This window comes from Micromonospora sp. ZG13 (genome assembly GCF_059359355.1).
Genome location: NZ_JCADBQ010000002.1, coordinates 742618 through 754998, shown reverse-complemented (window position 1 = coordinate 754998; position 12381 = coordinate 742618). Strand labels below are relative to the sequence as shown.

Sequence of the window (12381 nt, the reverse complement as noted above, 5' to 3'; positions counted from 1 at the left end):
TGGTCCGCCGGGTCGGCGCGCGGCGGCTCACGCGGGGTGGGGCCGCGCGCCGGGTCAGCCGGCCAGCGTCTCGAGGGCGTCGTCGAGGCGGGGCTTGCGGCCGTCGGCGAAGACCTCGAGGAATTCCTCGCCGGGCGGGGCCCAGAACTGGGTACGCGGCTCGTCCCGCCAGTCGCAGGTGATCTCGCAGCCCCACGAGTGCAGGTACGTCCGCTGGTCCGGCTGCCCGCGCTGGAACAGCGGGTCGCCGACGATCGGGAAGCCCAGCCAGGCCAGGTGGACGCGGATCTGGTGGCGTCGACCGGTGACCGGCTTGAGCACCAGCAGCGTACGGTCGCCGCTGACCAGCGCCGTCGCGAAGTCGGTACGCGACTCGTAGGACGGCTTGGAGTGGTCGACGGCCGACTCCGGCAGCGCGAAGCGGCGGCGGTCGGCGTCGTAGCGGATGGCGTCGCGCTCCCCCGCGATCCGGATGGTGCCCTTGCGGCCCGGCCGCAGTGGTAGGTCGATGGTGCCCCGGTCGGGCAGCCGCGCCCCCTCGACCCAGGCCAGATAGCGCTTGTCGGCACCCCGGTCGGCGAACTGCCGGGTCAGCGATGCGTGCGCCGAGGGCGTCCTGGCGAGCAGCAGCAGCCCCGAGGTGACCTTGTCGATGCGGTGCACCCAGTGCACCGGCTCGCCGGCGGCGGCAGCCAGGTCCGTGAGGGATTCGCTGTGCCGCTCGCCCATCACGGAGATGCCCGGGGGCTTGTCGAGCACGAGCAGGTGGTCGTCCTCGTGGACGGGCCGGCGCCGAAGCTCCGACCAACTGAAGGTGGTCATCATCGCCTCGGCTCTCGACTGTCCTGAGCTGCTCCGGATCGCCGTCGGCCGCGCCTGGGCAGCGGTGCCGCGCGGAGCGGGATTCGCACCGGCCAGGTGGGCCGGCCCGGCGAGGATATCAACCCGACGACCGCGCCTGCCGAGGTTGACCGGCGCCCGGGCTGCCGCGCCGCCACCCTCCGCGGCCGACGCTGGCCACCGCCGCTCAGCCAGGCTGCCCGGCCGACGCGCCCGGCCTGTCTCGTCAGGCGAACCGCCACCGGGTGGCGCTGAAGCCGGATCCCTTGTCCATGCCGACCACCTTGGCCGGGGTCACCCGGAAGACGACGTACGGCGACGGCCCGATCCCGTCGCCGTCGATCCCGCCGTCGACCGGGGTCACCTCCCAGCCGTACTTCTTCCCGTAGGCCTCGGCGACGCGCCGCAGCGTCGCCGGGTCGCTGATCCGCGATGCCGTGCCCTCGATCGACAGGTCCAGCTCGGGGCTGCCGACGGTCAGGACGCAGTGCGGGTTGGCAGCCAGGTTGTCGACCTTGTGGGCGGACCCGCTGGAGCAGAAGTACATGCCGTCGTCGAGCCACAGGGCCAGCAACGGCACGGCGTGCGGCCGGCCGTCCGGACGGACGGTGGACAGGAAGAACTCTCCCGCCTCCGTCAGCCGCTCGTGCGCCCGCGACCAGGGCATCGGCTCGGCGCCTTCGCTGGCGAAGGACGGTTCCGCGACCGGCTCACGGTTCACGACGGGTTCCTCTCTGACGACGACGGGGTGACGGTTACAGCACGGAGGGTATCGCCGGGCGGCCCTGTCCGCGAGCGGGCAGCCCGGCGGTCCGCGGAATGCCGGAAGGTGCCCACCGTCCCCCACCACGGTGCCCGCACGGGAAAACGGCTTGACCTCAACCTCGCTCCAGGTTCTAGGTTCGCGGCATGAGCATGGAAGTCACCGCGTGGATGTCCCTGCACCACGCGATGCATCAGCGCGAGCAGCGGCCCTTCTCGAAGGCGACCCTCAAGCGGATCGGCGGCTTCGCCCGCCCGCACCGCCGCCTGCTCGGGTGGTTCCTGGCGGGCAGCGTCGTGGCCGCGGTACTGACCGTGGCCGCTCCGGTGCTGGCCGGGCGGGTGGTCGACGCGATCGTCACCGGCACCGACACGTCGACGGTGGTGCGGCTGGCCGTGGCGATCGCCGTCATCGCCCTCGCCGAGGCCGGGCTGGGGCTGCTCAACCGCTACCAGTCGGCGCGGATCGGTGAGGGCCTCATCGTCGACCTGCGGACCGCCGTCTTCGACCACGTGCAGCGGATGCCGGTCGCGTTCTTCACCCGGACCCGCACCGGCGCCCTGGTCTCGCGGCTCAACAACGACGTGATCGGGGCGCAGCAGGCGTTCAGCGACACGCTCTCGGGTGTGGTCGGCAACGCCGTGACGCTGGTCCTCACGCTCGCGGTGATGCTGACCTTCTCCTGGCAGATCACCCTGCTGGCGCTGCTGCTGCTGCCCATCTTCGTGCTGCCCGCCCGGAGGATGGGCCGCAGGCTGGCCCGGCTCGAACGGGAGGCGGCCGACCTCAACGCGGCGATGAGCACCCGGATGACCGAGAAGTTCTCCGCGCCCGGCGCCACGCTGGTCAAGCTCTACGGGCGACCGGCGGAGGAGTCCGCCGTGTTCGCCGTCCGCGCCCGGCGCGTCCGCGACATCGGCGTGCGTACCGCCATGTTGCAGACCGTCTTCATCACGGCCCTCACGGTGGTCGGTTCCCTCGCGCTGGCTCTGGTGTACGGCCTGGGCGGCGTCTACGCCATCCGCGGGCAGCTCGACGCCGGCGCGGTCGTCGCGCTCGCCCTGCTGCTGTCGCGCCTGTACGCGCCGCTGACCTCGCTCGCCAGCGCGCGGGTGGAGATCATGAGTGCGCTGGTCAGCTTCGAGCGGGTCTTCGAGATCCTGGACCTCAAGCCGATGATCGAGGACAGGCCGGACGCCCGGCCGCTGCCCGACGGGCCGGTGGCGGTCGAGTTCGACGACGTCCGCTTCGGGTACCCGTCGGCGGAGAAGGTCTCCCTGGCCTCGCTGGAGGACGTCGCGAAGCTCGACGCCCGCGGCGGCGAGGAGGTGCTGCACGGGATCTCGTTCCGCGCCGAGCCCGGGCAGATGGTCGCCCTGGTCGGCTCGTCGGGCGCCGGCAAGTCCACCATCGCGCAACTGCTGCCCCGCCTGTACGACGTGGAGGCCGGCGCCGTACGCCTCTCCGGGCGCGACGTCCGCGACCTGACCGGCGACTCGATCCGGGACGCCCTCGGGGTGGTCACCCAGGACGGTCACCTGCTGCACGACACGATCCGCGCCAACCTGCTCTACGCCCGGCCGGACGCGGGCGAGGACGACCTGTGGGACGTGCTGCGCCGGGCCAGGTTGGCCGACCTGATCCGCTCGCTGCCGGACGGCCTCGAGACGGTCGTGGGCGAGCGCGGATACCGCCTCTCCGGCGGCGAACGACAGCGACTCACCATCGCCCGGCTGCTGCTGTCCCGCCCGCGCGTGGTGATCCTCGACGAGGCCACCGCGCACCTCGACTCGACGTCCGAGGCGGCGGTGCAGGCGGCGCTGGGCGAGGCGTTGACGGGCCGGACCAGCGTGGTCATCGCGCACCGGCTCTCCACGATCCGTTCCGCCGACCAGATCCTGGTGCTCGAACAGGGCCGGATCGTGGAACGCGGCCGACACCCCGACCTGCTGGCCCGGGGCGGCCGGTACGCCGAGTTGTACCGGACCCAGTTCGACCAGCCGGTGCCGGCCTGACGGTCCGCCGTCCGGACGCCGGGCGGTGGTCACCGGCTCCGGTCGGCGCGCTCCAGCTCCTCCCCGGCGAGCGCGACGACGACCCGCTCGGTGCAGGTCCGCCCGGACGGGTCCGCCGTGGGCATCGCCCGGAGTGCGGGGCGCGGTCGGCTCACCAATACTTCGTCCATGGGGATACGTCTCGGCAGCGTCGTGATCAACTGTGCGGATCTCGACGTGATGACGGAGTTCTGGGCCGCCGCGCTGCACCTGGCGCCCGGCCCGGTCGTCGACGAGGGACGCTTCCGGGTGCTGCGGGGGCGTCGGGTCAACGTCTCGCTCCAGGTCGCGGAGAGCCCGGTCGGCGCCCGCGACCAGATGCACTTCGACCTCTACACCGACGACCAGGCAGGCGAGGTGCAACGCCTGCTCGCGCTGGGGGCCAGCTACGTGCGGCACGACCACGACCCCAGCGACGACTACGTCGTACTCACCGATCCCGAGGGCAACGAGTTCTGCGTCTGCGCCGTCGCCGAAGGGGAATGAGGCCGTCTCCCCTTCGCGTCGGGCGGTTCAGCGCCGGTTGCGCGAGCGCCGGGTCGCCGCGCGGATACCTGCTCGGGTGCCGCGGTGGCGGTAACCAGCGCACGCTGGATACCGCCACCGCGGTTCCGCTACTTCTCCTCTTCCTCGGAATCGTCCGAGATGTTTGCGCCGTTGCCGTTGCTGGCCTGGTTCATCATTCCGCCGAGGGCGCTGAGGCTGCTCGCGGCCTTTCCGGCCGGGACCAGCTTGGACGCCGCTTCGACAGCGATGGCGGCCATCTTCTGCTGGTGTTCGGCGGCGGTCTTCATGGCCTCGTTGGCACGAGCGCCGGCATCCTTGTCATTGCTCGCTGCGGCCTCGATGCCCTTGCTGAGCATCTGACTCATCTCAGCCGCGCCAGCGATGTCCTTGAACAGGTTGGCGGTGGACAGGGCCTGCATCGCCGCCTGCGTGGCGGCCGGGTCGGGCAGGGCGGCGACCGTCTGGAACTTGGCCTCACTCGCGCCGAGTTGGGCGACCTTGACGTCCACCTCCTGGTTGCGGCTGCCGGTGCTGACCGCCGCGATGTCCGTGGGCAGAATCGGGATCGGCGAGTCCTTCCAGTTCCAGAAGCGGGTCAGGTCGATCTTCTCAGCAGCGTTGGCGCGGCCCAGGACGGCTTCGGCGAAGACGCCGTTGGTGGCGATGCCGACCTTGGCGGTGACCGACTTACCCAGCATCGTGCTGTCCGCCGAACGCGCCTTGAGCCAGTCCTGCCGATCCTGCTCGCTGCTGAAGTTCCAGCGGAAGCCGAGATAGTTGCCGGTGGCCGCGACCGGTTTCGGGTCGAGCAGCATGCCGAGCGGGACCGCGTCACCCTTGCCGCCCGGCGGCAGGTAGGAGTAGTTGGCGAGGATGCGGCTCAGCGTCAGCTCGTCAGCGTTCGCCCAGACGGCCTGGCTGTAGTAGCGACGGTTGTCGTTGAGGTGGTCCAGGACGGCCTGCGGCACCTTCCCGCCGCGCAGATGAAAGCCGAGCGCGGCGATGTAGGTCCGGCTGCCGGTGCGGACGGTGGAGCCGAGCAGCCCGCAGATCGCCGCGCCGCCGGCGTCCTCGGTCAGGTCCGGCGTGGTCGGTCCGGCGGCGGGGCCGAAGCTGACCATCCCGGTCTGCAACGTCAGGCGCAGCCCGGCAAGGCTGCCCCGGGCGGCCGTGCCACTCCAGTAGTCGACGGAGAGCAGCTTCTCACCGGGCTTGAAGTCGTAGGACCCATGTTGCAGCACGCCCGATCCTCCGGTGTCGCCGCAGCGGTACGTGTGGCCGGGGATGACGAGCCGAACGCTGCGGATGCCGGCGTTGTCCCACCACACGTCGATCTTGGTGGGCCATCCCGACTCCGGCGGCGGCGGGTCGTCGAACGCGGTGAGCGCCTCACGCGGCGCGGTCAGCAGCCGGTAGAGCACGCCCTTGTCGTTCATCAGCCAGAACTCACCACCACCGGCCGAGACGATCTTGGCTGGATAAGCTGCGGTCATGGGCGTGGTCCCGATTCTGCCGGGGGTCCATGCCGACGAGCCGGGCTCGATCATCATGATCTTCTTGTCTCCGGTGACGCCCCAGATGACACCGTCCGGCGCCGCGGTCAAGCTCACGATGCCCGGAACGGGCGCCGGACGCTCGGTCCAGGTCGTGCCCGTCCGCTCGAAGGTCTTGCCGTCCTTGCAGTACCAGACTCGCTCGTTGTTGACCACGGCGAGATCGTCGACGGCGACGACTGACTTCTGCCAGTTGATCCCGACCTGCTGGTAGATCTCCGAGGCATTCCAGAGGAAGGTGGTGCCATCGCTGCCACTGGCGACGCCCAAGCCGGCCGCGCCGTGCAGATCGGGGTGCCACGTCGTGCCGTCGAAGACCATGAGCCGGTTGTCGGGCCGGACTCCCCAGACCTTGTCCTTGCCCGGCGCGATCCGCTTGAGGCCACTGGCGGGCAGGCCGGTGTTGGGCAGTGGATTCCACTGCCGCGCGACGGCATCGAAGCGCACCGGAGCTCCGTCGAGCTTCCGTACACCGTAGACGCCCATCGTCGACGCCGCGAGGTCGAGCAGGTCGATCCCTTCGAACAACTGATTGGCCGGTGCCTCCGTCGCGGTGCAACCCTCCAGCTTGCGTACGGTCGACTCGAGGGGATTGGCATCGCGGATCCGGGTGGCCCACTCCTTCGGCGCCACGCTGGCCAGCACCTCCTTGTACCGCTGCAGGTTGTTGTGCGTGAAGGAGAGCTCCTGCAACGGGATGAACAGGCACCGCTCGGCGGTCACCGGCTTCGTCGTCACCTCGTAGACCTGCACGACCTCGTAGTACTGGACCGACAGTGCGTGCATGTGGTTGTAGTTGGTCACCACCCGGGTCGTGACCTGCTCCTTCTCCGACTGCGAGGTCTCCCGGACCACCGTCATGTGCCGGCTGCGAGCCGCCGTCGCCACCTGCTGGGTACGCGCGCTGATCTGCTGTGCCGCGTCCGAGGCGACCGAGCGGATGCCGGTGGAGCGGACGACGTTCGTCGCGAAGCCACTGTTGGAGGAGTTGCTCCAGGTGCCGCCGAGGTTCAGGCCGAACAGCGCCACTCCTCCGCCACCACCCTTGCTCGAGGACGTCGACGCCTGTTGCATCGAGGAGGTGCCGTGCTGCTGCTCCTGGGCGATCGTGTTGGCCACCTCGGAGATCGAGCGGTCCTGGTCGGTGCGGCTGGTGAGCTGGTCCTTCTCACTGGTCGCCTCGGTGCCCGTGCCGCGGGTGCGCCGTTCCCAGTCGACGACGGCGACTCTGGTGCTCTCCCCGGGCGCCAGGGCGAGGCTGTGCAGCAGCCGACCCAGCGTGACGCCCTTCACCGACCAACTCTGCTCAGTAGTGACGATCATGCCCTCGGCCGGGCGGTCGTAGAACGGCAAGTTCTCCTCGCCGAGATCGATGGCCCCGGTCAGTTTCCGGGTCGGTTTCGCGCCCGGGATGTCGGTCAGCACCACTGACTGGTAGCGGACGATCTCGACCGGATGATCACCGCTGGCGGGCAGGAGGTCTGCCGGTGTTGCGCCGTCGAGAGGACCGGTTGCCGGCGGTGCGGGCTTCTGACCGTTCTGAGCTGCGGGCATGGGCGAGCCTTTCCACGCGGGGGATCAACGGAAGTCCGAATCGGACTGTCAGGGTTTTGCGAGCCGATAATTGAACAGGTCGAGGATGCGAAAGCCGATCCGCCACAAGTTGATGTTGAAGTTGGAAATGAGCGGCGATGAGACCATCGTGAACGCCAGCACGGATCGGATTTCTATCCGTGACGGGCGGCGGGTGTCGGACGCCGCCCACAGGTATCGCATTCGAAGGGGTGATGGCGCATCACCCCGCCTCGGAGGCCCGAGGGGTGAAAGCCGGATGATGCCCGCGCGGTTGAGGGCGTACCGCCTCCTCGGGACAGGTGCCGCGCGAGGAGGGTGCCGAATGGGCTGTCGGCAAGGCGACAACGTCGGCATCGGGGCAGGCGGTGGCATCCGTTACGCCTACGGAGACTCGACCTCTTGATTGACTGATGCCTTCCCCTCGCCGACACTACGCGTGACGCATTGGGCACCGGTGGTGCACCGGAGGCGGGGGGTGTGTCAGCCGGTGCCCGAGAGACTTCCCACCAACATGGGGCCGGGCTGGCCTGACCCGCGGCCGGCACGCCGACCCTCCGGTGTGGTGGAGGCGCTGATCGCGCCCAAGATCCATATTCCCGCCGTGCAGCCCGAATGGGCAGGCCGTCCCGAACTGCTTGCCGCGCTCAGCGATGCCGCTGCGGCACGGCTGGTGACGTTGATCGCCCCCGCCGGGTACGGCAAATCCACACTGCTGGCACTGTGGCACGCCCACCCGGGCCGCCGCCGGGCGCTGGCGGTGCTCGCCGTCGACGCGCGCGACAACGACCCCGTGCTGTTGTGGTCGGGCATCCTCGCTGCGCTGAGCGCAGCGGTGCCAGGACCGCAGTGGACGACAGTGGCCCGGCTGCTGCGCCAGACAAACCCGGACATCGACACCGCAGTGCTGCCCGCAGTGTGCGCGGCGCTCGCCCCGCAGGCCGCTACGACCGGGGTGACCCTGGCCATCGACGATTGCCATCTGCTCACCGAACCGGCATGTCACCGCCAGCTCGCCGCGTTCGTCGCGGTACAACCGCCCAACTGCCAACTGCTGGTCGCCTCCCGCCGCACCCCACCACTGCGCTTGGCCCGGCTTCGAGCCAGCGGGTGCCTGCTGGAGATCGGTCCCACCGAGTTGCGCTTCGACTCTGGTGATGCCGCCTGGCTGGCCACCACCGTCACCGCCGGAGTCGACCTACGCGACGACACCGCGCAGGCCCTGATCGAGGCCAGCGAGGGCTGGCCCGTCGCGGTGCACCTGGCCGCCCGCGCGATGCGGCACCACGCCGACGCGGCGGCGGTGCTCGCCCATCTGACCGCGAGCCACGGCCATCTCGACGACTACATCGCCGAGGAGATCCTCGACGGCCTCAGCTGCCAGCAGGCCGTGGCCCTGGCCCGTACTGCGGTCCTGGAGCGGCTCACCAACGCCCTGGCCCAGGCGGTGGCCGGCGATGACCTGCCCGTTCTCGACTCGCGCCACCCAAACGGACTGCTGCTGGTTCCGCTGGACACCACCGGTGAATGGTTCCGCCACCACCACCTGATCCAGCACGCCCTACGGCAGAGGCTGCATCGCGACGAACCGCACATGGTCGCACGCCTGCACCGCCGTGCCGCCGCCTGGCTGCGCGCGCAAGGCCGCACCGAAGACGCGATCGAGCACAGCCTGGCCGCCGGCGACACCGCCACCGCCATCACATCAATCGCCTCCGCCTACATGGCGGCGATCAACACCGGACGACGGGTGACCGTACGCGCGTGGCTTGACCGCCTCGGCCCCGACACGGTCGGCGCCAGCGCGCCAGCGGCCATCGCAGCCGCCTGGGTCGCCGCCGTCAGCGGCGACCGCCCGGCCGTCGAACACTGGCTACGCATCGCTGAACACCTCGGCCACCCAGGACCGCTACCGGACGGCACGGCATCGGTCACCTCCGCCGCTGCCCTGGTCCGGGCCGTCTTCGGTTTCGACGGACTCAAACCGATGACCGAGGCCGCGCTCACCGCCGTCGAACAGGAAACCGACCCCACCAGCCCTTGGTACGCCATGGCCCGCACCGCCCTCGGCTGCGCTCACTACCTCGGCGACAAATCGCACGCAGCCCTCGACCCCCTCCGCCACGCGATGGCCAGCCACGCCGCTACCCCCATGGTGCGTACCCTTGCCACGGGCGTGCTCGCGCTCGCGCAACACCATCTGGGCCAGCACGAACAGGCCGCAGCCACCGCTGCCGCCGCAGAAGAGTTGGCCGAACACTTCGGCCTGCAACAGGTGCCACAGGCCAACATGGCCTACATCGCTCAAGCCGCCGTCGCCATTCATCAGGGCGAGCACGAACGAGCGCAAACCCTGCTCGAGCTGACCCTCGCACTACGTCGGCGCACTCCCGGGATGAGCCCTTGGCCCACTCTCTGCGGTCTGACCCAACTGGCCGAGCTATACCTGAACACCGGCGAGCACGTCGGCGCCGCCGCCTGCATCACCGAGGCCCGCGCTCTGATCGACGAACTCCCCGACCCGCACAGCCCGCTGCTCGAACTCCTCGACCGACTCGACCGGTACCCCCGCCCAGCCCAGCAAGTCACCCGACAACCCGCCACACTCACCACCCAAGAACACGCTCTGCTACGGCTGCTGCCCGCACCGATGACTCTGCGGCAGATCGCTGCGCACCGGCACGTCAGCCTCAACACCATCAAAACCCAGACCCGCGCCATCTACCGCAAACTCGGCGCCGCCCACCGGACCGCCGCCGTCACCACCGCCCGCCGCCACGGACTCATTCCCTGAACCCCGCTGCTCAACCTGACGTCAAGTTTTGTGGAGCGTTGGGGTCGCAGCCTGCGCGAGGAGCGCACTGACCACGTCTCGGTCCACGGCCAGCGTGCGGCACGACCACGACCCCAGCGACGACTACGTCGTACTCACCGATCCCGAGGGCAACGAGTTCTGCGTCTGCGCCGTCGCCGAAGGGGAATGAGGCCGTCTCCCCTTCGCGTCGGGCGGTTCAGCGCCGATTGCGCGAGCGACGGGTCGCCAGGAAGCCGCCGACGACCGCCGCCACGACCGGCAGGAGGCAGCAGATCGTCAGGACGAACAAGTGCCACGGCTTGACAGCTCCCATGGACGCGAGGATAGGCACCGCGCGCCAGCGCCGGTGGAACGCCCTCGGCCGCCGGGACCATCAGTCGGACGGGCGCACGTACCGATCGGTCCGGCCGGCGCCGGGAATGATCTTGAGCGCTCCGGTCGACCTATGCTCGACCACATGATCACCTGCGTGGTGCACTACACCATCGACCCGGCCAAGCTCGCGGCGTTCGAGCGCTTCGCCCGCGAGTGGATGCGACTGGTGGCCCGCCACGGGGGCGTCCACCACGGCTACTTCCTGCCGGCCGAGGGTGCCAGCGACCGGGCGGAGGCCCTGTTCAGTTTCGAGAGCCTGGCCGCCTACGAGCGGTACCGCGCACGGTTCGGTGAGGATCCGGATTTCGTGGCCGCGGACCGGATCCGCGACGAGTCAGGTTGCGTCCTGCGGTACGAGAGGACGTTCATGCGCCCGCTTCTGCCCGACTGAACACGTCGTACCGAGCTAGTCGACCGCGATGCGCAGGCCACGCACCGGTGAGGCGACGACCAGGGCGAGGCTGAGCACGACGGGCACAGCCAGCATCAGGTACGCGACCCGGACCCCGTAGGTGTCTGCGGCCAGCCCGCCGATCAGGGCGCCGAACGGAGTGCCACCCCAGGCCAGCATGCGCCCGGTGGTGTTGACGCGGCCCTGCAACGCATCGGGGGTGAGCAGTTGGCGCACGGTGATGCCGTTCGCGTTCACCCCCAGGCGCGCCACGGCCCAGATCGCCCATCCGGCCAGCGCCAGGGTGAACGCCGACGTGCCGACCAGACCGACGAGGGCCGCAACGAAGATGGTGAGCCCCGCGATGGACACCGTTCCCTGGCCGGCCCACCGGCTGGCTCGGGGCAGGAGGACGGCGGCGATCAGCGAGCCGACCGCGGCGGCGGCGTAGAGCAGGCCCAGGCGCTGGTCCTCCGGGCGCAGGCCGAGAGCCTGGTCGGCGTGGACGACGAGCAGAGCCAGCACGCCGCCGGCGGCGACGTTGAGGCCGAAGCCCGCGGCGGTCAGCGTACGCAGGACCGGCGTTCGCCAGAGGTGGTGCACTCCTTCGGCGATCTCGGCTCTCAGCCTGCGGGCCACCGTCGGCCCCGAGCGGCGGAGATTTCTGCGCGGGGCTGCTCGACCGAGAGCGAGCAGTGCGGCCAACGACGCCGCGACGAGCAGGATTACGACAAGTGGATTGACGTATCCCGGCGCCATGTCGATGAACGCCGTGCACTTGCGTTCGAGCGGCCAGTAGCGGGCTCGGCCGTAAGCGCTGTCCCAGTTGTGGTAGCGGGATATGCGTTCCGTTGCCGATCGTGGTGCGGCACGTTGGCAGTCGGCTCCTGATTGACAAGATTCTGCAGCGAGCCCATTTTCAACGTGATCGAGGCATGCTGAGCAGGCAGGCGGCGGTGCGTCACTGCTCCAGATAGGACAGGGCTCCCCCGGTAGCAGAGCAGTCGACCCAAGACGCACTGCTGAGGTGCCCCCCATTCGGCCGGTCGTCGCCCATGCGCGACAGCTCGACGACCATCAGGGCGGCACGGCCCGCGACCAGTTCACCACCGTGGCCCGGCTCCCACGCCGCGCGTCCTATAGCGCCACTGCCGGTCGCCGTCCCACCGCCGCCCTGCCGCAGCTCGCCCAGACCGCCGGGTTCATGGCCTCCGACGCCCATCGGACTCTGACCCAGCCACGGCTTTGACGAGGCCCGGGGCCGCGCCCAGGACGAGGCCGCCTGCGGCCCCGCGGACGACAGGAGCCGCGGTAGAGGCCCCGGAAGCAGCCCTGATACATCGAGCGAGAACTCTTCTCACTTCGCGCCCAAAAAGACGTACATCGATCGGCTTCTCGAATTCCGCGGTGGAATCCGGGCCTATATCGGCGGTACGATCCGGCGAAACCGTTCGGACCATTCAATCGGCGTGTCGTCCGCCCGCCGGAATGGCCGGAACAAAGGGAGGCTG

General features: G+C 70.0%; 9 protein-coding genes. 5 read left to right on the top strand and 4 right to left on the bottom strand.

Annotation, left to right across the window (positions count from 1 at the left end):
• Nucleotides 1-54: 54 nt before the first annotated feature.
• Together AC5L34_RS07460 and AC5L34_RS07455 are read right to left on the bottom strand one after the other, a co-directional pair.
• Nucleotides 55-822, bottom strand: a complete 768-nt coding sequence (locus tag AC5L34_RS07460; RefSeq protein WP_441174036.1) for an RluA family pseudouridine synthase — start codon at nt 820-822, stop codon at nt 55-57.
• Between the two features lie 244 nt (nt 823-1066).
• Nucleotides 1067-1561, bottom strand: a complete 495-nt coding sequence (locus AC5L34_RS07455) for a pyridoxamine 5'-phosphate oxidase family protein (protein WP_158242044.1) — start codon at nt 1559-1561, stop codon at nt 1067-1069.
• Nucleotides 1562-1749: 188 nt separating this feature from the next.
• On the opposite strand from AC5L34_RS07455, the gene AC5L34_RS07450 reads away from it, so the two are divergent.
• Both AC5L34_RS07450 and AC5L34_RS07445 read left to right on the top strand, forming a co-directional pair.
• Entirely contained in the window at nt 1750-3618 is a 1869-nt protein-coding gene (locus tag AC5L34_RS07450; RefSeq protein ID WP_441174035.1) for an ABC transporter ATP-binding protein, read from the top strand.
• A gap of 168 nt (nt 3619-3786) precedes the next feature.
• Nucleotides 3787-4143, top strand: coding sequence for a VOC family protein (locus AC5L34_RS07445; RefSeq protein ID WP_441174034.1), 357 nt, complete (start codon nt 3787-3789; stop codon nt 4141-4143).
• Between the two features lie 128 nt (nt 4144-4271).
• Here the strand turns inward: AC5L34_RS07445 and AC5L34_RS07440 are convergent, their stop codons facing one another.
• The gene (locus AC5L34_RS07440; RefSeq protein WP_494824166.1) at nt 4272-7271 is read right to left on the bottom strand and encodes a hypothetical protein; all 3000 of its coding nucleotides are present in this window, start codon (nt 7269-7271) and stop codon (nt 4272-4274) included.
• Between the two features lie 583 nt (nt 7272-7854).
• On the opposite strand from AC5L34_RS07440, the gene AC5L34_RS07435 reads away from it, so the two are divergent.
• The 3 genes from AC5L34_RS07435 to AC5L34_RS07425 all read left to right on the top strand — a co-directional run bounded on the left by AC5L34_RS07435 (nt 7855) and on the right by AC5L34_RS07425 (nt 10870).
• The gene (locus AC5L34_RS07435) at nt 7855-10083 is read left to right on the top strand and encodes a helix-turn-helix transcriptional regulator (RefSeq protein ID WP_494824165.1); all 2229 of its coding nucleotides are present in this window, start codon (nt 7855-7857) and stop codon (nt 10081-10083) included.
• Nucleotides 10084-10177: 94 nt separating this feature from the next.
• Nucleotides 10178-10273, top strand: a complete 96-nt coding sequence (locus AC5L34_RS07430) for a VOC family protein (RefSeq protein WP_441174030.1) — start codon at nt 10178-10180, stop codon at nt 10271-10273.
• A gap of 288 nt (nt 10274-10561) precedes the next feature.
• Complete coding sequence (locus tag AC5L34_RS07425) at nt 10562-10870, top strand: NIPSNAP family protein (RefSeq protein WP_441174029.1); 309 nt, start codon at nt 10562-10564, stop codon at nt 10868-10870.
• 15 nt (nt 10871-10885) lie between these two features.
• Here AC5L34_RS07425 and AC5L34_RS07420 read toward each other — a convergent pair whose 3' ends face one another.
• On the bottom strand, nt 10886-11509 hold the full coding sequence (locus AC5L34_RS07420; protein ID WP_441174028.1) for an MFS transporter: 624 nt from the start codon (nt 11507-11509) through the stop codon (nt 10886-10888).
• Nucleotides 11510-12381 lie beyond the last annotated feature (872 nt).

Bases quoted from the DNA above. Each gene is read 5' to 3' on its own strand.
- AC5L34_RS07425 (WP_441174029.1), top strand. From the start codon at position 10,562: ATGATCACCTGCGTGGTGCACTACACCATCGACCCGGCCAAGCTCGCG.
- AC5L34_RS07460 (WP_441174036.1), bottom strand. From the start codon at position 822: ATGACCACCTTCAGTTGGTCGGAGCTTCGGCGCCGGCCCGTCCACGAG.
- AC5L34_RS07450 (WP_441174035.1), top strand. From the start codon at position 1,750: ATGAGCATGGAAGTCACCGCGTGGATGTCCCTGCACCACGCGATGCAT.
- AC5L34_RS07440 (WP_494824166.1), bottom strand. From the start codon at position 7,271: ATGCCCGCAGCTCAGAACGGTCAGAAGCCCGCACCGCCGGCAACCGGT.
- AC5L34_RS07445 (WP_441174034.1), top strand. From the start codon at position 3,787: ATGGGGATACGTCTCGGCAGCGTCGTGATCAACTGTGCGGATCTCGAC.